18 protein-coding genes and 3 pseudogenes are annotated in these 23,683 nt (G+C 70.1%); 9 read left to right on the top strand and 12 right to left on the bottom strand.

Annotation, left to right across the window (positions count from 1 at the left end; translation table 11 throughout):
- The first annotated feature begins 362 nt into the window (after positions 1 to 362).
- Positions 363 to 1,433 (top strand): HNH endonuclease signature motif containing protein, encoded by a 1,071-nt coding sequence (locus tag BJF85_RS15215; protein ID WP_075848380.1) that lies wholly within the window; start codon positions 363 to 365, stop codon positions 1,431 to 1,433.
- A 12-nt stretch (positions 1,434 to 1,445) separates the two neighbouring features.
- On the opposite strand, the pseudogene BJF85_RS15220 reads toward BJF85_RS15215, so the two are convergent.
- A pseudogene (locus BJF85_RS15220) lies at positions 1,446 to 2,605 on the bottom strand (steroid 3-ketoacyl-CoA thiolase).
- 261 nt (positions 2,606 to 2,866) lie between these two features.
- Here BJF85_RS15220 and BJF85_RS15225 point away from each other — a divergent pair.
- Positions 2,867 to 4,092 (top strand): annotated as a pseudogene (locus BJF85_RS15225) (cytochrome P450).
- Between the two features lie 85 nt (positions 4,093 to 4,177).
- Here the strand turns inward: BJF85_RS15225 and BJF85_RS15230 are convergent.
- From BJF85_RS15230 to BJF85_RS15240, 3 genes are read right to left on the bottom strand one after another with little or no spacing between them, the layout of a single operon-like run.
- Entirely contained in the window at positions 4,178 to 5,386 is a 1,209-nt protein-coding gene (locus tag BJF85_RS15230) for a thiolase domain-containing protein (protein ID WP_255375662.1), read from the bottom strand.
- Between the two features lie 18 nt (positions 5,387 to 5,404).
- Positions 5,405 to 6,457 (bottom strand): thiolase domain-containing protein, encoded by a 1,053-nt coding sequence (locus BJF85_RS15235; protein ID WP_075848382.1) that lies wholly within the window; start codon positions 6,455 to 6,457, stop codon positions 5,405 to 5,407.
- Between the two features lie 11 nt (positions 6,458 to 6,468).
- Positions 6,469 to 7,521 carry a Zn-ribbon domain-containing OB-fold protein gene (locus BJF85_RS15240; protein ID WP_075848384.1) on the bottom strand — a complete coding sequence of 351 codons (1,053 nt, stop codon included), beginning with the start codon at positions 7,519 to 7,521 and terminating at the stop codon, positions 6,469 to 6,471.
- Between the two features lie 99 nt (positions 7,522 to 7,620).
- On the opposite strand from BJF85_RS15240, the pseudogene BJF85_RS15245 reads away from it, so the two are divergent.
- Positions 7,621 to 9,212, top strand: a pseudogene (locus tag BJF85_RS15245) (acyl-CoA synthetase).
- Positions 9,213 to 9,321: 109 nt separating this feature from the next.
- Here the strand turns inward: BJF85_RS15245 and BJF85_RS15250 are convergent.
- A complete protein-coding gene (locus tag BJF85_RS15250) occupies positions 9,322 to 10,110 on the bottom strand; it encodes a crotonase/enoyl-CoA hydratase family protein (protein ID WP_075848386.1) in 789 nt (262 codons plus the stop codon).
- A 103-nt stretch (positions 10,111 to 10,213) separates the two neighbouring features.
- Between BJF85_RS15250 and BJF85_RS15255 the strand changes: the two genes are divergently transcribed.
- Both BJF85_RS15255 and BJF85_RS15260 read left to right on the top strand, forming a co-directional pair.
- Entirely contained in the window at positions 10,214 to 11,830 is a 1,617-nt protein-coding gene (locus BJF85_RS15255) for an acyl-CoA synthetase (protein WP_075848712.1), read from the top strand.
- Positions 11,831 to 11,876: 46 nt separating this feature from the next.
- Entirely contained in the window at positions 11,877 to 12,986 is a 1,110-nt protein-coding gene (locus BJF85_RS15260; RefSeq protein WP_075848388.1) for a nitronate monooxygenase family protein, read from the top strand.
- Positions 12,987 to 13,069: 83 nt separating this feature from the next.
- On the opposite strand, the gene BJF85_RS15265 is transcribed toward BJF85_RS15260, so the two are convergent.
- Entirely contained in the window at positions 13,070 to 14,299 is a 1,230-nt protein-coding gene (locus BJF85_RS15265) for an APC family permease (protein ID WP_075848390.1), read from the bottom strand.
- A 41-nt stretch (positions 14,300 to 14,340) separates the two neighbouring features.
- Between BJF85_RS15265 and BJF85_RS15270 the strand changes: the two genes are divergently transcribed.
- Together BJF85_RS15270 and BJF85_RS15275 are read left to right on the top strand one after the other, a co-directional pair.
- Entirely contained in the window at positions 14,341 to 14,799 is a 459-nt protein-coding gene (locus BJF85_RS15270; RefSeq protein ID WP_075848392.1) for a hypothetical protein, read from the top strand.
- Positions 14,800 to 14,840: 41 nt separating this feature from the next.
- A complete protein-coding gene (locus BJF85_RS15275; RefSeq protein WP_075848394.1) occupies positions 14,841 to 15,275 on the top strand; it encodes an SRPBCC family protein in 435 nt (144 codons plus the stop codon).
- A 101-nt stretch (positions 15,276 to 15,376) separates the two neighbouring features.
- Here the strand turns inward: BJF85_RS15275 and BJF85_RS15280 are convergent, their stop codons facing one another.
- From BJF85_RS15280 to BJF85_RS15295, 4 genes are all read right to left on the bottom strand, one after another.
- On the bottom strand, positions 15,377 to 17,053 hold the full coding sequence (locus tag BJF85_RS15280) for a fumarate hydratase (RefSeq protein ID WP_139320654.1): 1,677 nt from the start codon (positions 17,051 to 17,053) through the stop codon (positions 15,377 to 15,379).
- A 324-nt stretch (positions 17,054 to 17,377) separates the two neighbouring features.
- Entirely contained in the window at positions 17,378 to 18,523 is a 1,146-nt protein-coding gene (locus BJF85_RS15285) for a sigma-70 family RNA polymerase sigma factor (protein WP_255375663.1), read from the bottom strand.
- Positions 18,524 to 18,817: 294 nt separating this feature from the next.
- Positions 18,818 to 19,282: a D-aminoacyl-tRNA deacylase gene (dtd, locus tag BJF85_RS15290; RefSeq protein ID WP_075848398.1), complete on the bottom strand. Its 465-nt coding sequence runs from the start codon at positions 19,280 to 19,282 to the stop codon at positions 18,818 to 18,820.
- A complete protein-coding gene (locus BJF85_RS15295; RefSeq protein WP_075848716.1) occupies positions 19,279 to 20,787 on the bottom strand; it encodes a class I SAM-dependent methyltransferase in 1,509 nt (502 codons plus the stop codon). The genes dtd and BJF85_RS15295 overlap by 4 nt, the downstream gene beginning before the upstream one ends.
- A 263-nt stretch (positions 20,788 to 21,050) precedes the next feature.
- Here BJF85_RS15295 and BJF85_RS15300 point away from each other — a divergent pair, with 263 nt between their 5' ends.
- Positions 21,051 to 21,485 (top strand): DUF3099 domain-containing protein, encoded by a 435-nt coding sequence (locus tag BJF85_RS15300; RefSeq protein WP_075848400.1) that lies wholly within the window; start codon positions 21,051 to 21,053, stop codon positions 21,483 to 21,485.
- Between the two features lie 15 nt (positions 21,486 to 21,500).
- Here the strand turns inward: BJF85_RS15300 and BJF85_RS15305 are convergent, their stop codons facing one another.
- Positions 21,501 to 22,397 (bottom strand): carbohydrate kinase family protein, encoded by an 897-nt coding sequence (locus BJF85_RS15305; protein WP_075848402.1) that lies wholly within the window; start codon positions 22,395 to 22,397, stop codon positions 21,501 to 21,503.
- Positions 22,394 to 23,311, bottom strand: coding sequence for a pseudouridine-5'-phosphate glycosidase (locus BJF85_RS15310; protein ID WP_075848717.1), 918 nt, complete (start codon positions 23,309 to 23,311; stop codon positions 22,394 to 22,396). Before BJF85_RS15310 ends, BJF85_RS15305 begins: the two co-directional genes overlap by 4 nt.
- 109 nt (positions 23,312 to 23,420) lie before the next feature.
- On the opposite strand from BJF85_RS15310, the gene BJF85_RS15315 reads away from it, so the two are divergent.
- Positions 23,421 to 23,672 carry a DUF3039 domain-containing protein gene (locus BJF85_RS15315; protein ID WP_075848404.1) on the top strand — a complete coding sequence of 84 codons (252 nt, stop codon included), beginning with the start codon at positions 23,421 to 23,423 and terminating at the stop codon, positions 23,670 to 23,672.
- Positions 23,673 to 23,683 lie beyond the last annotated feature (11 nt).

Genomic DNA, 23,683 nt, shown 5'->3' on the forward strand with positions numbered 1-23,683 from the left:
TTTTGTTTCGGGTTGCGCCCTGCCTGGAGCGTGATGGTTTCGGTTTCAGGTCGACGGGATGACACTCCGGGGACGGGTTTGTTGTGTGCGTGGGGGGGGTGCGGTTTTGGCCTTGCTTCGCTTCGGCGTTGGCGGTATTTGTGGTGACGGTATTGGGGTTACTTTGCGTGGTTTTGTGTCATTCATGTGGGTGAGTTAGTGGGGTCATTTGTTCGGTATATGGGTGTTGTGAGGGATGTTGAGGGGATTGTTGAGTCGGCTCGGTCGGTGCTTGCTTTGCGGGCTCGGTCTGATGCTGCTGAGGTGTCGTTTCTGGCCTCGGTGGATGATGGGTCGTCGTCTGATTCGTTGGAGCGGCGGTCGTGGCTGAGGCGTTGGCGCCGGAGCTTCGGTTGTCGCCTCAGGGGGTTTTGGATCGGATTCACACCGCTTTGGCTCTGACTTATCGGATGCCTCGACTGTTGCAGTCGATGCGCGAGGGTCAGGTGGATCGGTATTGCGCCGAGCGGGTGCTGAATGTGGTTGCGCCGATTTCTGATTCTGATGCTCTTGAGGTTGATCGGCTACTTGAGGAAAAGCTCTCGCGGTTGTCGATTACTGCGTGGCAGCCTCGGAATATGGCTTGGCATGCTTCGCAGATCGTCAAGCAAGTCGATCCCGGGGCTGAGACTGCTGCGGCTCGCATGGCGCACGAGGGGCGGAAGGTCGCGCTTGATCACGGTGTCTATGCCCAGTCGCGGTTGTCGGTCGATCTTCCTTCCGACGTTGCCTCGGCCGCCTACGCGCGGGTCGACGCCATGGCGCGCAAGCTGCGGCTCTCCGACTCGTCACGCAACCTCGACCAGCTTCGCGTCGATGTCTTCGCAGACCTGTTGCTCGGCAACGATCCCGGTGTGACCGTGCCGCAGTCGGCGGCGATGGTGTACCTGCACATGCCCATCGACACCGCCCTGTCGATGTCCGAGTCCGGCGCATCGATCGACGGAATCGGACCAATCCCGGCTGCCTACGCCCGAGAGATCATGACGAACCCCAAGTCGATCTGGCGCAAGGTGCTGTGCGACCCGGCCACCGGAAACCCCGTCGACCTCGGCCGCACCTCGTATCGTCCGAACTCGACGATCCGCAAGCTCGTCCAGGTGCGCGACCGGATGTGCGTCGTCCCCTGGTGCCGGCGTCCCGCCCGGCACTGCGACTTCGACCACCAGCAGCAGTGGTCCAAGGACCGAGGCACGACCTCCACCGCCAACGCCGCACCGCGCTGCCGCCGGCACCACCGGCTCAAGAACGCCCCGGGCTGGCTCAACCACTACGACCCCACCCACGGCACGTCGTCGGTCACCACACCACTCGGCGTGACCTGCACCGACAAACGCGAAACCGTCCTGCCACCGCGATCGCCCCACCCCGACGACTCGCCGCCGCCGTTCTGAACGCTCGACGCCTCAGATCCGCTCGAGGATCGTCGCGGTCGACAGCGCGCCGCCCGCGCACATGCTCACCAGCGCCGTCTCCGCGTCCCTGCGCTCCAACTCGTGCAACGCCGTCGTCAACAACCTCGTGCCCGTGTTGCCGACCGGGTGGCCCAACGCGATCGCGCCGCCGTTGACGTTCACCCTGGCCGGATCGGGCTCATGCACCTGCTGCCACGACAACACCACCGACGCGAACGCCTCATTGACCTCGAACAGATCCACATCGCCGACCGTCATGCCCGCCCGCGTCAACACCCGCTCCGTCGCACGGATCGGGCCGTCCAGGTGGTAATAGGGCTCGGCACCCACCAACGCCTGCGCGCGGATCCGCGCGCGCCGGCGAACACCCAGCTCACGCGCCCGGTCGGCATCCATCAACAACACCGCCGACGCGCCATCGGAAATCTGCGACGACGTACCCGCCGTGTGCAGACCATCGGGAACCACCGCCTTCAACGCCGCCAACGCCTCCCGGCTCGTCTCCCGAAGACCCTGATCCCGCTCCACGACCCGATGCTCACCCGTCGGCGCACCATCCGCGCCCAACACCGGCGCCTTCACCGGCATCGTCTCGCGATCGAACCGGCCCTCCGACCACGCGGCCGCAGCCTTCTGCTGCGACGCCAACCCGAACGCGTCCAACTGCTCGCGCGTCAACCCGCGCCGCACGGCGATCCGCTCCGCCGCGCCGTACTGATCAGGCATATCGATCGACCAACCCGGCGGACGCGCGTGGCCGGATCACCCACGTTCGCACCGAGCCCCACCCGGCTCATCGCCTCCACGCCACACGCCAGGCCCACGTCGATCACACCCGTCGCGATCAGGCCCGCGACCAGGTGTGTCGCCTGCTGCGCCGAACCGCACTGCGCATCGATCGTCGTCGAGCCGCACTCCTCGGGCAGGCCCGCATGCAACCACGCCGTGCGCGTCACGTTGCCGGCCTGCTCACCGAACTGCGTCACCGAACCACCGATCGCCTGCTCCACCAACGTCGGATCGACGCCGGCGCGCACGAGCACCTCCGCCTGCGCCGCACCCAACAACTCGGCCGCATGCACACCGGCCAACACCCCACCACGCTTACCGATCGGGGTACGGACAGCCTCCACGATCACGGGATCGCCCACGGCGCAGCTCCTTCGGACTCGACAGCACTCGACACGACTCGGCACAACACCAGCAACACCGAAAGTAGAACATGTTCTTATTCGGGGCAAGGATTGCGACATCCGAGGTGGGAGTGGCGACGTCGTCACCGTTCGCGGTCAGAGGCCCTCAATCGATTCAGTAAACGGGTTTCACTTTGGGTCTTCTCGGTGGCAACCCCGTGTGCTTCACTCGGTCGAGTAGAACGAGTTCCATGACGGCTGTTCGCGGAGGTCCGGCGCATGACGACGTCGCTGTTGCCCGAAGGTTTCGACTTCACCGATCCCGATCTGCTTGCGCGGCGACTGCCGCTCGACGAGCTGGCGTTGCTGCGGCGCACCGCGCCCGTGTGGTGGAACGACCAGCCGCACAACATCGCCGGCTTCGGCGACGACGGCTTCTGGGTCGTGACCCGCCTCGAGGACGTGAAGGCGGTGTCCAAGGACAGCGAGCTCTTCTCGTCGTGGGAGAAGACCGCGATCGTGCGGTTCGACGAGAACATGGACGAGGACGGCCTCAACGCCAACCGCCTCGTGCTGCTGAACATGGACGCCCCGCAGCACACCAAGCTGCGTCGCATCGTGTCCAAGGGCTTCACGCCTCGGGCGATCAACAAGCTCGAGGAGGGCCTGCGCGAACGTGCCCACGCGATCGTCGCCGAGGCCAAGAAGAAGGGCACGGGCGACTTCGTCGAGGACGTGGCGTGCGAACTGCCCCTGCAGGCCATCGCCGACCTCATCGGCATCCCGCAGGAGGACCGGCTCAAGATCTTCGACTGGTCCAACCAGATGGTCGGCTACGACGACCCCGAGTACGAGGTCGACCCGATGGCCGCGTCGGCCGAGCTCGTCAGCTACGCGTTCGCGATGGCCGAGGAACGCCGCCAGAACCCGACCGACGATATCGTCACGAAGCTGGTCCAGGCCGATGTGGACGGTGAGTCGCTGGCCTCGGACGAGTTCGGCTTCTTCGTCATCCTCATGGCCGTCGCCGGGAACGAGACGACCCGCAATGCCATCACTCACGGGATGAAGGCGTTCCTCGACCACCCCGACCAGTGGGAGCTGTACAAGCGCGAAAGGCCCTCGACCGCTGCCGACGAGATCGTCCGCTGGTCGACGCCCGTCGTGGCGTTCCAACGGACGGCCACGGCCGACACCGAGCTCGGCGGCCAGCACATCCGCAAGGGCGACCGGGTCGCGATGTTCTACAGCTCGGCCAACTTCGACGCCGACGTCTTCGACGAGCCCGAGACGTTCGACATCACCCGCGACCCCAACCCGCACGTCGGCTTCGGCGGCACCGGGGCGCACTACTGCATCGGCGCGAACCTGGCGCTGCTCGAGATCGACTGATCTTCAACGCCATCGCCGACGCCATGCCCAACATCCACGAGGTGTCCGAACCGGACCGGCTGCGCTCCGGGTGGCTCAACGGCATCAAGCACTACGAGGTCGCCTACGAGTAGGCCTCACGCCACCGGGCGCGAACGACAACGGCGGGCGCATCCTCCGAAGGGTGCGCCCGCCTTGTTCGTGTTGCGGGGGAGTGGGTCACTCGGGTTTGTCGGCATCCACGAGCCACATGGAGAAGTACTGCGAACCGCCGCCGTAGGCGTGGCCGAGCGCCGTGCGGGCACCGTCGACCTGGTAGTCGCCCGCCCGGCCCATGACCTGCTTGGCGGCCTCGGAGAACCGGAGCATCCCCGACGCCCCGATCGGGTTGGACGAGAGCACCCCGCCCGAGGGGTTCACGGGCAGACGTCCGCCGAGCGCCGTCTCGCCGGACTCGGTGAGCTTCCAGCCCTCGCCCTCCGCGGTGAACCCGAGGTTCTCCAGCCACATCGGCTCGAACCAGGAGAACGGCACGTAGATCTCGGCGACGTCCACATCGGACACCGGGTCGGTGATGCCCGCCTGACGCCACAGATCGGCGGCCGCGTCGCGTCCGGCCTGGGGGTTGACCTGGTCACGGCCGGCGAACGTCGTCGGCTCGGTGCGCATCGACGTCGCACGGATCCACGCAGGCGACTCGCACGCGTCGCCGGCCTGTTCGTCACCGATGACCATCGCGCACGCACCGTCGGACGACGGGCAGGTCTCGTCGTAGCGGATCGGGTCCCACAGCATCTGCGAGGCCTGCACCGATTCGACGGTGATGTCGGACTGGCGCAGGTGCGCGTGGGGGTTGAGCGCACCGTTGCGACGGTCCTTGGCCGCCACCATCGCACCGACGTGCTCCGGGGCGCCCGACCGGCGCAGATACGAACGCACATGGGGCGCGAAGTAGCCGCCCGCGCCGGCACCGACCGGCATTGTGAACGGCACCTTGATCGACAACGCCCACATGGCGTTCGACTCGGACTGCTTCTCGTACGCCACCGTCAGCACCCTGCGGTGCACACCGGACTGCACGAGGCTCGCCGCGACAAGGGCCGTCGACCCGCCGACCGATCCCGCGGTGTGGACGCGCAACAGCGGTTTGCCGTTCGCGCCGAGCGCATCGGCGAGGAACAGCTCCGGCATCATGACGCCCTCGAACAGGTCCGGCGCCTTGCCGACGACGACGGCGTCGATGTCGGCCCAGTCGACCTGCGCGTCGACCATGGCACGGTCGACGGCCTCACGCAGCAGCCCCGGCATCGACACGTCGGCGCGCTTGCTGCGATGGTGCGTCTGCCCGGTGCCCAGCACCGCGGCGCGGTACTTGCGGCCGCCCTGCTTCGCACCGGACGTCTGCGCTCCCGGCGCTGTGGTGGCCATGCCCCGACCGTTCATTGCTCAGCCCCTCTCCAGGACGGTGACCAGGTTCTGTTGCAGAGCGGGTCCGCTCGTGGCGTGCGCCAGCGTGCGGCCGGCGTCGCCGTCGAGGATGCGCTGGGCCGCCTCGCCGATGCGGGCGAGTCCGGCCGCGAACATCGGGTTGCCGGTGAGCGTCCCGCCGGACGGGTTGATCCGCACGTCCTCACCGAGGCCGAGCTCGGTGCGCACGATCAGCTCCTGGTGGGTGAACGGGGTGTGCAGCTCGGCGACCTCGACGCCGTCGGTGCCGACGACCTGCCCGGCGATGCGGGTGGACGGCGAGGCGGTCAGGTCGCGCGCGCCGAGCGCCGGGGTGTCGACCCGGTGGTCGATGCCGGTGATCAGGGCGGGCCGCTCGGTCAGGTCCCGTGCGCGCTCCGCGGAGGCCAGGACGACGACGGACGCACCGTCGGTGACCGGGGCGATGTCGTGGGCGCGCAGCGGATCGGCGACCGGTTCGGCCGCGAGCAGGGTCGCCACGTCGGTCTCGCCGCCGAGCTGCGCGCGCGGGTTGGCGGCGCCGTCCCGCCTGCTGCGGGCGGCGATCTCGGCCAGGTCCTTCTCGGTCCACAGCCCGGCGTCGAGGCCCATCCGTGCCTGCAACGCGGCGATGCTCACCGAGTCCGGCCACAGTGGAGCGACCGTGTACGGGTCCAACTGCATCGACAGCACCTTGCGCAGCTCGCCCGCCGAGGACTTGCCGAAGCCGTAGACGAGCGCGGTGTCGACCTCGCCCATCCGGATCTTGAGCCACGCCTCGTACAGCGCCCAGGCGGCGTCCATCTCGACATGGGACTCGTGGATCGGCGGGAACGCGCCGATCGCGTCGACCGCGGAGATGAACGAGAACGCCCGCCCCGCCAGGTAGTCCGACGAACCCGAGCACCAGAACCCGATTTCCTTCTTGGACAGTCCGGTTCTGGTGTAGACCTCGTCGAAGATCGGCACGAGCATCTCGACACCGTTGGTGGTGCCGTGGGTCCGCCGCACGTTCGGTGCCTGGGCGAACGCGACCACCGCGACATCCGTCATGGCTGGCCTCCCTACAGGTGGTGGGCGTACGAGTCGTACGGTGCGTCGGGCTCGCCGGTGGGCGCGAAGTGCGCGATGTTCTCGAGGGTCGTCGACCACTCCTCGCGCGGCTTCCACTCCGCCCGCACCCGCATGCCCATGCGCACCTCGGAGGCCTCGCAACCGAGGACGAGGTGCAGGAAGGCGATGTCCGCGCCGTCGAGCAGGACGTAGGCGGCCACGTACGGCGGCGTGATGGTCTGACCGAGGAACGGGACGTTGACGATGCAGAACGTCGTCACGGTGCCCGTGTCCGGCAGGTCGACCTCGTCGGTGGTCGGCACCCCGCACGTCGGGCACGAGCCGCGCGGCGGGATGTAGACCTTCGTGCAGGCCGGGCAGCGCCGGCCGAGCAGGCGCCCCTCGGCGAGTGCGCGTAGGTACCGGCTCTCCTCGATCGACGCCGTGTGTTCGTAGTTCAGATGCACCGGGGTGACGATCGTGGTGACGTCCCCGTCCCCGTCCCCGTCCCCGTCGGTGCCGCCCGTGCCGTCGCTCGCGCGTTTCCCGGCCGGTGGCGGCGCCTCGGTGGGCGGGTCGTCGGCGGGCGGGTGCTCGACGGCCACGAAGTAGGCGAGGTCGCGGATGTGCCCCACCGGCTCGGCGGCCCAGCGCGCCCGGACGCGGAGTCCGGTGTGCATGGATGTCGGATCGCCGCCGGTGTCGACGACGTGCAGCAGGGCGGTGTCGGCCCCGTCGAGGCGGATCAGTGCCCAGGCGCACGGTCGTTGCACCGGTTGGCCCGCCAGCGGTGCCGGCAGCCACGACCACGACACGACTGTGCCTTCCTCGCCGACGTCGACGAACTCGGTCAGCGGCGCGGCCGTGTCCGGGTCGTACTCCACAGGGGGGACGTGCACACGCCCGTCGGAGCCGCGCACGCCGACGATGCGGCGCCGCGCGAGCTCGGTCATGAACCGGCCCAGGACGGGCCCGACCGATCGGGTGTAGTCGAAGCCCACGTCGAGCGGGGCCGACAGCGGGATCTCGGGCGACTCAGGCGTCTCGGATTCGACAGCAGTCACAGCCAGAAGTGAAACACGTTCTCTATTTGCTCGGCAAGCGGCATCGCCTTATGTGTGCGTAGGGTTGCCCGAAAGTGGAACGAGTTCTAGATTTGCGGTATGACGTCGACGAGCGCCGAGCGATCCGGGACCGACCCTGCAACCGAGACGACCGGGCTGTGGAACATCGCGGCCGAGCGTCCCGAACTGGTGGCCGCCGTCGATCCCGACGGCGCCGAGATCACCTACGGAGACCTCGCGGCCAAGGCCAACACCTACGCACGGGGCCTGCAGGCGCTCGGGCTGGAGACCGGCGACGCGATCGTCGTGCTTCAGCCCAACGGCGTCGAACTCGTCGCGGCGTACTTCGCGGCCATCCAATCCGGGCTCTACGTCGTCATGGCCAACTGGCACCTGACCGGACCCGAGGTCGCCTACCTGTTGACCGACTCCGAGGCCAAGGCGTTCCTCGCCCACGAGCGGTTCGCCGAGACCGCGATCGCCGCCGCCGACGAGGCGGGTGTCGACGCCGGCGGACGGTTCGCCGTCGGTGCGGTCGAGGGCTTCCGTCGGATCGAGGAGCTCGGCGCGGGGGAGGGTGACGGGCGGCCCGAGCGGCGCACCGCCGGATCCCCGATGCTCTACACGTCGGGCACGACGGGCCGGCCGAAGGGTGTACGCAGGCCGCTGACCGGCGCGGACCCGGACGAGGTGCCGCTCGCCTCCAGCGGGTTCTTCGCGCTGTTCGGCATCACGCCGTTCGACGGGCATGTGCATCTGTGCGGCTCGCCGCTGTACCACACGGCGGTGCTGAACTTCGTCGCGATCTCCATCCAGCTCGGGCATCCCGCGGTGCTCATGGACCGTTGGGACCCGGAGGAGATGCTGCGCCTCATCGAGCGGCACCGCGTGACGCACAGCCACATGGTGCCCACCCAATTCCGCCGGTTGCTGGCGCTGCCGGACGAGACCCGGCTGCGGTACGACGTCTCGTCGCTGCGCGTGATGATCCACGGCGCCGCGCCGTGTCCGGACGAGATCAAACGGCGCATGCTCGACTGGTGGGGTCCGGTGGTCACCGAGTACTACGCCGCGACCGAGGGCGGCGGCACCGTGATCAGCGGCGAGGAGTGGCTCCGCAAGCCCGGATCGGTGGGCAGGCCGTGGCCGAACTCGACCGTGCGGATCCTCGACGACGACGGCAACGAACTGCCCGCCGGCGAGGTCGGTGCCGTGTACATGCAGATGGGCGGGTCGCGGTTCGAGTACCACAAGGACCGCGAGAAGACCGAACGCGCGCGCGTGGGGGAGCTGTTCACCCTCGGCGACGTCGGGCATCTCGACGAGGACGGCTACCTGTACCTGCACGACCGCAAGAGCGACGTGATCATCTCGGGCGGGGTGAACATCTACCCGGCCGAGATCGAGGGCGAGCTCGCCGTGCACCCGAAGGTCGCCGACGTCGCGGTGTTCGGCGTGCCGCACGACGACTGGGGCGAGGAGATCAAGGCGGTCGTGCAGCCGGCCGAGGGCGTCGAGCCGTCCGAGGCGCTGACCGAGGAGCTGTTGGACTACGCCCGCGGTCGGCTGGCGAAGTTCAAACTGCCCCGCAGCGTCGACTATCGCGACACCCTCCCGCGCGACCCCAACGGCAAGCTCTACAAGCGCCGCTTCGCGACCCCTACTGGGAAGGCCGCGACCGCGCCATCTGAGAAGCTCCCAGGGGCCCCATAGTCGCGCCCACCCGTCGCCCGACCGCCACCCCCCGACGACGCGCTGACGCGCGGCAGAATTTGATGGCGACTATGCCCCTGGGAGCTCTTACCGGCCGCGGAAGTTCGGGGTGCGCTTCTCCGCGAAGGCGCGGGGGCCCTCCTTGGCGTCCTCGCTGGCGAACACGCCCACCCCGTACTGGGACTCGAGCTTGAACGCCTCCTCCTCGTGCATGCCCTCCGTGTCGCGCATCGTGCGCAGAATGGCCTGCACGGCGAGCGGCCCGTTGGCTGCGATCGCGTCGGCGACCTCGAGCGCCTGCTCCAGCGCCGTGCCGTCCGGGACGACGCGGCCGACGAGACCGATGTCGCGGGCCTCGGCGGCCGTGATGTGCTTGCCGGTCAACAGAATCTCGGCGGCGACCGTGTAGGGGATCTGCCGCGGCAGGCGCACCGCCGACCCGCCGAGCGGGAACAGACCCCACCGCGCCTCCGACACGCCGAACTTCGCGCTCTCGCCGGCGATGCGGATGTCGGTGGCCTGCAGGATCTCGGTGCCGCCCGCGATGGCCGGCCCCTCGACGGCCGCGATGAGCGGTTTCGTCAGCCTGCGGCCCTTGAGCAGTCCGTCCATGCGGCTCGGGTCGAACGTGCCCTGTTCGAACGCGTCGGACGGACGGTTGCTGCGCATCGCCTTGAGATCCGCGCCCGCGCAGAACGTCCCGCCCGCGCCGGTCAGGACGCAGCTGCGGATCTCGGTGTCGGAGTCCACCCGGTCCCACGCCTCGGACATGATCGCCAACATGTCGGCCGTGAGCGCGTTGCGCGCCTCCGGACGGTTGAGCGTCACCACGAGCGTGTGCCCGCGTTGTTCCACCAGAGCGTGCGCCTCGGTCATGTCGCCTCGCTTCCGCTTCGAGGATGCTGCCGGATGTCGGGGGTTTGTCGGGGTTTGTCAGAGGTTATTGCCCAGAACGATAACATGTTCTACTTTGGTCGTCGTGGCCTTCAATATCGCAGACCTGCTGGAGCACGCCGTCGACGTCGCGGGCGATCGCACCGCGGTCATCTGTGGCGATCGGAGCCTGACCTACACCGAACTGGACGAGCGGGCCAACCGGCTCGCGCACCACCTGGCGTCCCTCGGAGTCGGCACGGGTGATCACATCGGCGTGTACTCCCGAAACTCACTGGAAATGATCGAGGCGATGTTCGCGGCGTACAAGCTGCGGGCGATCGCGATCAACGTCAACTACCGCTACGTGGAGGCGGAGTTGACCTACCTGCTCGACAACGGCGACGTTGTCGCGCTGGTCCACGAGCGGCAGTACTCCGACAAGGTCGTCGCCGTTCGGGACGGATTGCCGAAACTGAAACATGTTTTCGTGGTCGAGGACGGGTCGGACAACGATGTCCCACCCGGTTCGACGGCCTACGAGGACGCCATGGCGTCCGGCAGTCCCGACCGGGACTTCCCGGCCCGCAGCGGCGAGGATCTCTACATCCTCTACACCGGCGGCACGACGGGATATCCGAAGGGCGTCATGTGGCGCCACGAGGACGTCTTCCGTGCCCTCGGCGGCGGAATCGACTTCCTCAGCGGCGAGTACGTCCCCGACGAGTGGACGCTCGCCGAGCAGGGTCGGGACGGGGCCATGGTGCGCCTGCCGGCCGCGCCGCTGATCCACGGCGCCGCGCAATGGGCGGCGTTCGGAGCCCTCTTCGCGTGCGGCACGGTCGTGTTCGTCCCGCAGTTCGACGCCGACGACATCTGGCGCGCGATCGAACAGCACCGCGTCAACGTCGTCACCATCGTCGGCGACGCGATGGCGCGGCCGTTGCTCGACGCCTACCGCCGCGGCACGTACGACGCCTCCTCGATCGTCGCCGTGTCCAGCCATGCGGCGTTGTTCTCCCAGTCGGTCAAACAGGAGTACCTGGCCGAGTTCCCGAACCTCGTGCTGACCGACGCGATCGGCTCGTCGGAGAGCGGATTCACCGGCATCGGCATGATGGCGCGCGACGCCGACCACTCGGCCGGGCCGCGGGTGAACTTCGGCAAGGACGCGGTGCTGCTCGACGACGACGGCAACGTCGTACCGGCCGAGCCGGGCGCGGTGGGGCGGATCGGCCGGCGCGGGCACGTTCCGCTCGGTTACTACAAGGACAAGGCCAAGAGCGAGACGATCTTCGTGGAGGTCGACGGCGCGCGGTACGTCGTGCCCGGCGACTACGCCCGCTACGAGGCCGACGGTACTGTCACCCTGCTCGGCCGGGGTTCGCAGTGCGTCAACACCGGCGGCGAGAAGGTGTTCCCCGAGGAGGTCGAGGGTGCGCTCAAATCGCATCCGGACGTCTTCGACGCCCTCGTCATCGGCGTTCCCGACGAGCGGATGGGCCAGCGGGTCGGCGCCGTCGTCGAACCGCGGCCGGGTGCGACGCTCGACCTGGACGCCGTGGAGGCCCACGTCCGCGGTCAGCTTGCGGGCTACAAGGTGCCCCGCAGCGTGTGGATCGTCGACCAGGTCGAACGGCTCCCCAGCGGCAAACCGGACTACCCGTGGGCCCAACGCCACGCCACCGCGTCCGATCCGGACACCGAGCGGGTCACCGCGTGAGCGGTCGAGTCCACCCGAGTACGCGAGCTCCACGAGGAGGAACGTGATGCGCACGTCCCTGTGCGAAACCCTCGGCATCGATCTGCCGATCGTCGGCTTCACCCCGTCCGAGCACGTCGCGGCCGCGATCAGCCGGGCGGGCGGACTCGGCGTGCTGGGCTGTGTGCGGTTCAACGATGCCGACGAGCTCGACAAGGTGCTCGGGTGGATGGACGCCAACACCGGCGGCAAACCGTACGGCGTCGACGTGGTGATGCCGGCGAAGGTGCCCGACGAGGTCAAGGGCATCGACCCGACGACGTTGATTCCGGCCGAGCACCGGGCATTCGTCGACCGGACCCTCGAGCAGCTGGGCGTACCGGCGCTGGGCGAGGGTCAGGACCGGGACGGTGTACTGGGCTGGCTGCACTCGGTGGCCCGCTCGCACGTCGAGGTGGCGTTGGAGCATCCGATCGCGCTGATCGCCAACGCGCTCGGTTCGCCGCCCGCCGACGTGATCGCCCAGGCCCACGACAAGGGCGTACCGGTGGCGGCGCTGGCCGGCAAGGCCGAGCACGCCGTGCGGCACGTCGAGAACGGCGTGGACTTCGTCGTCGCCCAGGGCCACGAGGCCGGCGGGCACACGGGTGAGATCGCGTCGATGGTGCTGTTGCCGGAGATCGTCGACGCTGTCGGCGACCGCGCACCGGTGCTGGCGGCGGGCGGCATCGGCTCCGGTCGGCAGGCCGCGGCGGCGTTGGCGTTGGGGGCCGAAGGGGTCTGGACCGGCTCGATCTGGCTCGCCACCCGCGAGTACCTGGAGACGATGCCGGAGTCCGAGCCGATGCAGCAGGCGCTCGTCGCGGCCACGTCGGCCGACACGGTGCGCACCCGCATCTACACGGGCAAGCCCGCGCGGCTGTTGAAGACGCGCTGGACCGAGGCGTGGTCGCAACCCGACGCGCCCGAACCGCTGCCGATGCCGCTGCAGAACCTGCTCGTCGCACCGGCGCACAACCGCATCCACGCCTCGTCCGACCCGTCGGTCGTGTCGATGCCGGTCGGCCAGATCGTCGGTCGCATGAACGAGGTCCGCCCCGTCGCCGACGTCGTTGCCGACCTCGCCTCGGGCTTCACCGACGCCGTCACCCGCCTCACCGAGATCGACAAGTCCTGACCCCGGCGTGGAGGAGCTCCCGAGGGCCCCACCGGCGCGAAGAAGATTAGTCGCGTTCAACGCGACTATGGGGCCCTCGGGAGCTAGCGGCGGCGGCGGACAGCGTAGGCAAGGGCGCCGGCTGCCAGGACTGCTAGTCCACTGAGGACGGACATGCCGGGCAGGGTGGCCGCGAGCACGACGCAGCCCGTGAGGCCGACGGTCGGCACGAGGCGGTGGCCGAGGGTGAACGCGCTGGCGTTGGCGATCGCGTAGTACACCAGCACCGCGAACGACGAGAAGCCGATCGCCTCGCGCAGGTCCACCGTCGCGGCCACGACCGCCACCACGATGCCGACCACGATCTCGGCCCGATGCGGCACGCCGTGCCGCGGGTGCACCGCCGCCAGGCTGTGGGGCAGGTGCCGGTCCCGCGACATCGCCAGCACCGTCCGCGACACGCCCAGCACGAGCGCCAACAGCGCGCCCAGCGCGGCGAGCACCGCGCCGATCCGCACGAGCGGCACCAGCGCGGTCAGTCCTGTCGACGCGACCGCCTCGGCCACCGGATCCTGCGCGGCGGCGATGCCCTCCGGGCCCAGCTGCACCAGCAGGGCGACCGCGACCGCGGCGTACACGACGAGCACGAGGCCCAGGGCCCACGTCACGGCACGGGGGATCGTGCGCCCCGGGTCGCGGACCTCCTCGGCGAGCGTCGCGATGCGCGCATACCCGGCGAAGGCGAAGAACAACAGACCCGCCGCCTGCAACACGCCCAGCGGACCGGCACCTGTCGTGACATCCAGACCGCGCGCCTCCGGCTCGCCCACGGTGAACACGGCGACGACGGCGGCCGCCAGCACCAGCAGACTGATCGTCACCAGCACCGCCGCGGCCCGGGCCGACCGCTGCACCCCGTGGTAGTTCAACGCCGTCAACGCCGCCACGACGGCCGCCGCCAGCAGACCCGGCCACGGCCCGTCCAGGTTCGGCGCCGCGTACGCCACGACCGCGAGGGCCATCGCCGCGCAACTGGCCGTCTTGCCGACGACGAAACCCCAGCCGGCGAGGTACCCCCAGAACGGCCCGAGCCGTTCGCGGCCGTAGACGTACGTGCCGCCCGACTCCGGGTAGCGCACCGCCAGCCACGCCGACGACGTCGCATTGCAGTACGCCACCACCGCGGCCAGCACCAACGCCAGCGGCAGTGCCGCACCTGCCGCATCGGCCGCGGGGGCGAACGCGGTGAACACACCGGCCCCGATCATGGCGCTCACGCCGACGACGACGGCCTGCCGCGTGCCCAGTCCTCGGGCGAGTCGATCTCCGGTCATCCCGTGCAACCTAACCCGGCGCCCGTTACGTCTGGACGAACATGAGATGGAAAGCGACGATCACCGGAGCCGCCCTCGGTGCGCTCGTGCTCGCGGGCTGCGCGCAAGGTCCTGCCGACCAGCAGCCCGGCAGTGGCCACGCGCCGTCGGAATCGGCGTCGGAGGCGCTCAAGAAGCAGCCCGCCGACCACGAGGCCCAGGACGGCCCCGTCGACAAGGACCAGCTCAACGGTCGGGGTCTGCCCGACGGCTACCCGCAGGACGTCACCGCCCAGGGCCGCTCGCTGAGCATCACCGCGCAGGAGGGCGGCTGCGGGAAGGCGAGTGCCGAGGTCACCGAGCAGAACGCCGACACCGTGACCGTGCTGCTCGTCGAGACCGAACCCGCGGACCAGATGATGTGCACGATGGACATGCGGTACCCGCCGGTGGAGGTCGGCCTCGACGCGCCGCTGGGGGAGCGGACGCTCGTGCTGGAGCACACGACCCGCAAGGAATGATCAAGCGGAACGGGAGATCAACAGTGTCGTAGCGTGGGTGCATGACACGACAGGTAAGTGGCAGCCGCACCATCGCCGCGTCCGCGCCGGAGATCTTCGCGCTGCTCACCGACCCGGACAAGCACGCGATCGTCGACGGGTCGGACACGATCCAGCGCGCACGTCGCGCCAATCCGCCGAAACTCGAACTGGGCTCGCGCTTCGGCATGGACATGAAGCTCGGCCTGCCGTACCGCATCACCAACACGGTCGTCGAGTACGAGAAGGACCGGCTCATCGCGTGGCGGCACTTCTACGGCCACCGGTGGCGTTGGGAACTGAGCCCCAACGACGACGGCACGACGGAGGTGACCGAGACGTTCGACTGGGCGCCGGCGCGCCTCGCGTTCGTCTTCGACCGTTCGCCCATTCCGGGCCGTAACAAGGCCGCCATCACCAAGTCCCTGGAGCGGCTCGCGCAGCATTTCGCGCAGTGACGTCCGGGCGTCCGCCCGACCCCACCACCCCCGCAGCGGGGGTGGGCGGGCGGACGCCCGGAACCAGCAGCCGGTGGTGGCAGAAGCCGTGGAACCAGCCGTCAGCGGAACGAGATCTGCAGGACCGGTTCCGAGGTCTCGGCGAAGAAGTCGCCGCCCTTGTCGTCGATGACGATGAACGCCGGGAACTCCTCGACGTCGATCTTCCACACCGCTTCCATGCCCAGTTCGGCGTACTCGAGGACCTCGACGCTGCGGATGCAGTCCTTCGCCAGTCGCGCCGCCGGGCCGCCGATCGAACCCAGGTAGAACCCGCCGTGCTGCCGGCACGACTCGGTGACCTGCTTCGAGCGGTTGCCCTTCGCCAGCATCACCATCGAACCGCCCGCGGCCTGGAACTGGGCGACGTACGAGTCCATCCGGCCCGCGGTCGTCGGACCGAACGAACCGGACGGGTAGCCGTCCGGGGTCTTCGCCGGACCCGCGTAGTACACCGGGTGGTCGCGCAGGTACTGCGGCATCTCCTCGCCGGCGTCGAGCCGTTCGGCGATCTTGGCGTGCGCGATGTCGCGCGCCACCACCAGGGGGCCGGTCAGGCTCAGCCGCGTCTTCACCGGCAGCTGCGAGAGCTGCGCGCGGATCTCGTCCATCGGACGGTTCAGGTCGACCGACACGACCTCGTCCGACAGGTCCTCCTCGGTGACGTCGGGCAGGAACCGCGCCGGGTCGCGCTCCAGCTGCTCGATGAACACGCCCTCGGAGGTGATCTTGGCCTTCGCCTGGCGGTCGGCCGAGCACGACACGGCGACGCCGACCGGGCAGGACGCGCCGTGCCGGGGCAGGCGGATCACGCGGACATCGTGGCAGAAGTACTTGCCACCGAACTGGGCGCCGATCCCGAACTGACGGGTCATCTCCAGGACCTGCTGCTCGAGGTCGGTGTCGCGGAAGCCGTGACCGAGCGGCGAACCCTCGGTGGGCAGGTCGTCCAGGTAGCGCGCAGAGGCGAGCTTGGCGACCTTCAGGTTGTACTCGGCCGACATGCCGCCCACGACGATTGCCAGGTGGTACGGCGGGCAGGCCGCGGTGCCGAGGCTGCGCAGCTTCTCGTCGAGGAACTTCGCCAGGCGCTTCGGGTTCAGGACGGCCTTGGTCTCCTGGTACAGGAACGTCTTGTTGGCGCTGCCGCCGCCCTTGGCCATGAACAGGAACTCGTACGACGGGTCGGTCTTGGCCGCCTCGTCGCCGGTGTCCTTGTGGTACAGCTCGATCTGGGCGGGCAGGTTCGTGCCGGTGTTGCGCTCCTCCCAGAAGTTCACCGGCGCCATCTGCGAGTAGCGCAGGTTCAGGTCCCGGTAGGCCTCGAAGATGCCGCGGGAGACGGCCTCCTCGTCGTGACCGCCGGTGAGCACACCCTCGGTGCGCTTGCCGATGGCGATCGCCGTGCCGGTGTCCTGGCACATCGGCAGCACGCCGCCGGCGGAGATCGCCGCGTTGCGCAGCAGGTCCATCGCGACGAACCGGTCGTTGCCGCTGGCCTCCGGGTCGTCGACGATCGAGCGCAGCTGCTGTAGGTGCGAGGTGCGCAGCAGGTGCTGGATGTCGGTGATGGCCGTACGCGCCAGGGTCGTGAGCGCCTCGGGGGAGACCTCGAGGAAGGTGCGTCCCGCTGCCTCGACGGTCCGGACGCCGTCAGCGGTCACGAGCCGGTATTCGGTCTCGGTGTCCTTGCCGAGCGGCAGTACGTCGGTGTACTCGAACTGGGGGGAAGAGGTCACGGCTGCTCCGTCTGCTCCATTGCGCGCGGTGGTGGCGGTCAACTCACGAAACGAGTCGACCGTACAACGGATTACGACGGCCACGGGCGGCCAGGATCACCGCGCGCGATGCAGATCACGCAAGGACGAAGGCCGGGTCCCACCCCGAGGGACCCGGCCTTCTACAGGCAGTGACATGCTCCGTGGACGTGCATGCCACGCTGCCCTAACCCCACTAGGAAGACGTCCGGCGGCGGATAAGGTTGCGTCGGTCGCGCAGAAAATGTCCGAACCAGCGTCTGAGCTGCGGTGGAGCGGGGCGCGTGACGTGCGTCGCCCGGTGCCTCAGCTGGCGTACGCGCGGAGCTTGTCGGCGCGCTCACCCTGCCGGAGCTTGGTCATGACCTCGCGCTCGATCTGGCGCACCCGCTCGCGCGAGAGGCCGAAGTGCCGGCCGATCTGGTCGAGCGTGCGCGGCTGGCCGTCGCCCAGCCCGTAGCGCATGCGGATGACGTTCTGCTCGCGCTCGTCGAGCGTGCCCAGCACGCGGCGCAGGTCGTCGTGCAGCAGCCCGGCGATGACGCTGCTCTCGGCGTCGGCGGCCTCGGAGTCCTCGATGAAGTCGCCCAGCGGGGCGTCCTCCTCGTTACCGACGGGCATGTCGAGGCTCACCGGGTCGCGGGCGTGGTCGAGCAGGGTGGCCACCTTCTCCACGGCGATGCCCGACTCGGCCGCCAACTCCTCGTTGGTGGCCTCCCGGCCCTGCTTCTGGTGCAGGTCCCGCTTGATGCGCGCGAGCTTGTTGACCTGCTCGACGAGGTGCACGGGCAGCCGGATCGTGCGGCCCTGGTCGGCCATGCCGCGGGTGATCGCCTGGCGGATCCACCACGTCGCGTAGGTGGAGAACTTGAAGCCCTTGGCGTAGTCGAACTTCTCGACGGCGCGGATGAGCCCCAGATTGCCCTCCTGGATCAGGTCGAGCAGCGGCATGCCGCGGCCCGTGTAGCGCTTCGCGAGCGACACGACCAGCCGCAGGTTCGCCTGCAGCAGGTGGTTCTTCGCGCGGCGCCCGTCGCGGGCGACCATGCGCAGCTCCCAGCGGCGCTCGTCGCTCGCGTCCTCGGCGGTGTCGAGCAGGTGCTGGGCATAGACGCCGGCCTCGATGCGCTTGGCGAGGTCGACCTCCTCGGAGGCGCTGAGCAGTGCCGTCTTGCCGATGCCGTTGAGGTAGACCCGCACGAGGTCCGCCGACGGGCCCTGCGCGTCGAGGTCCCCCACGGCAGGGGGCGCGGGGACGGCCGTGTCCGCCGTGTCCACCGCGTTCACCGTGTCCACTGCTGCGACCGTGTCGACGGTGGATACCACGTCCGCGACGGGCGCGTCCGCGGTCGGCGTGGACATCGTGTCGGGAGCAGGCACCGCGTTGCCGGAACGCGTGCTGTGCTCGCGGCGGATGCCACCGGCGTCACGTTCGAGAGTCTGGACGGTCATTCTGCCTCCCCGGATGGCGGGCTCGCGTGTGGTGCCCCGCGGCGCGTGCGGTGTGCCCGCCGCCTGTGTGTTGCCGCGCGTGGGTTCTCTCAAGCAGTCGATCAAGCCTGTGGAACTGTTACGCACCGGCCGGCTTCGTGGCCGGTTACCTCGAACAACGTCGACCCATGCGAAATCGTTCCCGCCGTTTTCGGTTGCTGTGCAACGGGTCACTCCCGCGTTTGAGCAGCGCCCATTGCGGGTCGGGAAGCGGGGTCGGGCAGGCGGGTCGGGGGAGCGACCGCGATTGTGGGTTCAGAGTTCGACCAGCACGGTGAACGGGCCGTCGTTGACACTGTGGACCTGCATCATGGCGCCGAAGCGGCCGGTCTCGACGTGCGCGCCGCGGGCACGCAGGGCCTCGACGACGGCCTCGACCATCGGTTCGGCCTGCTCGGGGCGGGCCGCGGCCGTCCACGATGGACGCCTGCCCTTGCGGGTGTCGCCGTAGAGGGTGAACTGACTGACCACGAGCAGCGGCGCGCCGAGTGTTGCCGCCGATTCCTCGCTGCCCGTGCCTCCCGTGTCACCGCTGCTGTCGGAATCGCCGCGCAACAGCCGCAGTTCGTGCAGTTTCCGCGCCATCGTGTCGACTTTGTCGGATGTATCGTCACGGTGAATTCCGAGCAATACCAACAAACCTGGCTGAGGTAGGGCGCCGACGACCGTGTCGTCGACGGTCACACTCGCCTCGGCGACCCGGGAGACGACCGCCTTCACCGCTGCGCACCCTCCTGCCAACCGTCGGCGGGTTCGAGCATGCCGTGCCGCACGAGTTCGCGGACCATCGGCACGGCCGCGTCGCGCAGCTCGTCGACGTCCTCGCCGTGCGCCGCGGCGAGCAACTCGAGCAGGTCCTCGAGCGGCAGCATCCCGCGGCAGCCCGCCAGCAGCGCCGAGGCCAACTCGTCCACCTCGTGCTGCCAGCCCGGACCGTCGATGCGGTGCAACCGGCGCACCGTGGGCTCCCAACCCTCGTCGGACGGCGCGTCGATGCGTTCGAGCACGACGGTGTCCGGTACCCGCAGCGCCGTGCCCAGCAACGCCTCGTCGTCGCGGGGCCGCAGCCAGTCGACCCGGTCCAGCCACGCCGCGGCCTCGGCGCCCAGCGGGTCGTCGTAGGCCTGGCGCAGGTCCTCGCACACGATCGTCGGCGTGCCGTCGGTCTTGCGCAGCGTCACGAAACCGAACCCGATGCCGCGCACGTCGTGGGCGGCGAACCACTCCAGCCACGCCTCGGCCTTGGCCAGCCCCTCCGGCGAACGCGGATCGATCCCCGCGTCGCGCAACCAGGTGCCCACGTAGAGCGCCGGATCGGCGACGTCGCGCTGCACGAACCAGGCGTCCGTGCCGTGCGGCAGCCAGCGGGTCACGCGATCGGACCAGTCCTCGTCGCCGACGTGCAGCCACGACGCCAGCAGCTGGCCCACGCCGCCGTCGGTCAGCAGCGACGGCAGCTGCCGGACGACGAGGGCGCTCGCGTCGTCCCCGCCGAGCCCGGAGTCGCGGTAGGTGAAGTCGACCCGCGGCGGGCCGACCACGAACGGCGGATTACAGACGATCTGGTCGAACTTCCGGCGCGCGACCGGTGTGAACCACTCGCCCTCCAGCAGCTCGACGTCCAGTTCGTTGAGCGTGAACGTCGCGCGGGCGAGCGCGAGCGCGCGGGGGGACACGTCGGTCGCGGTGATCCGCTCCGCGTGCCGCGCGGCGTGCAGCACCTGGACGCCGTTGCCGGTGCCGAGGTCGAGCAACGAGCCGACCGGACGCCTGCTGGTGGCACGCACCAGGCTCAGCGACGCGTGGCCGACGCCCAGCACGTGTTCCCGGTCGACGGGCCGGCCGCTGTGGTCGGAGTCGAGGTCGGCGATGACCCACCACGAACCCTCGTCGTCGCCGTGCGGACGGATGTCCAGGCCCGCCCGGAACGCCGCGTCGCCCTCCGGCACGAGGATGCCCGCGGCGACGGCGTCGTCGGTCGACAGTGGCGCGAACGCGGCCACGACGGAGTCGGCCGGTTCGGGGCGGCCGAGCAGGAACAGTCGGATCAGCGCGCCGAGCTGGCCGGCCCCGGAACTCGCGTGCAGTGCGGGCAGCGGCTCACCGCGGCCGAGTGCGGCGTGCGCCGCACCGCCCAGCACGGACACGACACCGTCGGCGTCGTAACCGCAGCGGCGGAAGGCCTCGCGCAGGCGCGTCAGGACGTCGGGCGTGAGGTCGGGCACGGACGCGCCCGCCGAGGTGTCGCGCTGCGGGCGGCTCGGGGTGGTGTTGTCGGCGCTGCTGTGGGGACTGTTCACAGTGGGTCATCGTTGCACGCCGCGCCCGGCCGAGGCGCGGCGTAGGCACGCCACGGCGTGTTCGCGGTGCCCGGGGGGAGCGTGCGGGTATTCCCCGGCTGCGGGGTGAGATGTCCGACCCCCGCATGTCCGATTTCCGTGGTGCTCCCCGCCTGTGCTCACGTCGGCGGCGGTGGGACGATGGAGCGATGGAGGTGAGGTCGGTGAGCGAACACAGCACGGCCGGCGACAGCGGCGACAGGTCCGGTGACCCGGTTCTGATCACCGAGGCCGCGCCCTCCTACGACGACGAGCTCGCGGATCGCAAGCGCAAGTACTTCATCACGATGAGCTTCCGCTTCCCGTGCCTGATCCTGGCCGGCGTCTTCTACCAGACCTGGTGGCTGGCCGTGGCGATCCTGTTGTTGTCGGTTCCGTTGCCGTGGATCGCGGTGCTGATCGCCAACGACCGTCCTCCGCGCAAGGCGGAGGAGGTCAACAAGTACCGGCGGCAGCACCGTGCGATCGAGGCGACGCCCGAACCGGCGCTCGACCCGACACACCAGGTCATCGACGTGAGCGCCCCGGCGAGCGGGGCCACCGAGGAGGAGGCGGCCTCCGGCCGCCGAACCGACGCGGACTGAGCCCGGGTCCGCCGGTCAGACCTGCAGCGCTGCCGGGGTGGGCTGGGCGCCGACCTGGCCCACGACGGCGGCGCCGAGGCGCACGCCGGCGTCCAGCCGGGTGGTGACGTCCTCGTCGCGCAGCCACGCCGTGAGCAGGCCCGCGTTGAACGCATCGCCCGCACCGGTGCTGTCCACGCAGTGCGCCGGTCGGGCGGGCACCCCGTGGATGCCGTCGGGTTCGACCCAGCTGGCGCCGTCGAGCCCCGTCGTCACCGCGACCGCCCCGACGTGCTCGAGCAGCGCCGTGGCCGAGGCGGGGGAGCGGTCGCCGGTGAGTGCGGCCAGCTCGTCGGCGTTGGGCAGCAGCAGATCGACGCCGCGGACGTCGGCCAGGAACCTCTCCGGATCGGTGATCAGCGCGGCCGCCTGCGGGTCCACCGACGTCGTCAGGCCCGCGGCCCGGGCAGCCGCCAACGCGGCCAGACCCGCGGGGCGCGAGGACGGGTCGAGCAGCACGTACCCGGACAGGTGCAGGTGCCGGGCTCCCGCGAACGCCGCCGGCGCCGTGTCGTCGACGTCGGCAGGGACGAACCGCTTGTTCGCCCCGCGGTCGGGCAGCATCGTGCGTTGACCGTCGGGGTCGACGAGCACCACGACACAGCACGTCGTCGCGTCCGGGTCCACGGCGAAGGCGCAGGTCACACCCGCGGACTCCAGCTCGGCCCGCAGCAGCCGGCCGCCGGGGTCGTCGCCGACGCGGGCCATGAGCACCGGCTCGGCGCCCGCCGCGCGCAGCCACAGCGCGGTGTTGGCGCCCGCCCCGCCGCCGGTCAGCCCGACCCGCGCGCGGGTGTCCCCGCCGTGCACGAGCGGACCCTCGTGCCGGGCGACGACGTCCAGGCCGGCGTCCCCGACCACGACGATCCTCATCGCACCAGCTCCACCGCGACGCGGGCGGCCAGCTCCGCGTTGGCGACGACGAGCTCCTCGTTGGCGTCGAGGCTGACGCCGCCCGAGGCGGTGTGGAAGTGCTCGAGCAGCGCCGGCGTCACGTCGGCGCCGGTCACGGCCTCGTCGGCGACCTTGGCGAGCCCCTCGGCCAACAGCCGGTCGTGCAGCCCGCGGTCCATCTCGGCGGCCTCGGGGATCGGGTTGGCCAGCAGCACACCCGAGGTCAGCACGCCTGCCGACAACGCGCGGTGCGCGGCGACGGCGGCCGCGACCTGCGCCGGGTCGTCGACCCGGTGCGGCACCGGCAGTCCGGACGAGCGCAGGTAGAACGCAGGGAACTCGTCGACGCCGTAGCCGAGCACCGGCACCGAACCGGTCTCCAGGACCTCGAGCGTCGCCGGGATGTCGAGGATCGACTTCATCCCCGAGCACACGACCAGCACCGGGGTGCGGCCGAGCACGCCGAGATCGGCCGAGACGTCCCACGTGGCCGTCTCGCCGGGGGCCGGCAGGTGCACGCCGCCGAGCCCGCCGGTGGCGAACACGCCGATCCCCGCCGCGTGGGCCAACAGCGAGGTACTGGCCACGGTCGTCGCGCCGGACTCGCCCCTGGCGATCGCCGGGCCCAGGTCGCGCGCGGAGAGCTTGTCGAGGTCGGCGTCGGCGGCGCACACGCGCTCGAGCTGCGGCCCGGTGAGCCCGACGTGCGCGGTGCCGTCGAGCACCGCGATCGTCGCCGGAACCGCGCCGGCTGCGCGCACCGTGTCCTCCAGTCGCGCGGCGACCTCGAGGTTGCGACCCGGCGGCAGCCCGTGCGACAGGATCGTGCTCTCGAGGGCGACGACGGCGCGGCCCGTCGCCAACGCGTCGGCGACCTCGGCCGACGGGGTCACGGCGGTGGCAGCTGAGTGGGGCGCGGCGGGGCGGGGCGGAGGAGTCACGAGCGACAATTCTGACCTATCTCCTCCGCCCGTCGCGGGCGGTGGGTGGCAAACTGTGCCTATGAGCACTGCAACGCTGCCCGAAGTCGACACTCGCCCCGAAGGCACCGAGAGCACCGAGGACGACCGGCCCGAGGTGTTCCACTACGTGAAGAAGAACAAGATCGCCGAGAGTGCGGTCACGGGAACTCACGTGGTGGCACTGTGCGGCGAGGTGTTCCCCGTGACCAAGTCGGCCAAGCCCGGTTCGCCGGTGTGCCCCGACTGCAAGAAGGTCTTCGACAACCTTCCCCCCGGCGGCGGCGACGACTGAGTCGGGCCGGT

The organism is Saccharomonospora sp. CUA-673 (assembly GCF_001942305.1).
Classification (GTDB): Bacteria; Actinomycetota; Actinomycetes; order Mycobacteriales; family Pseudonocardiaceae; genus Prauserella.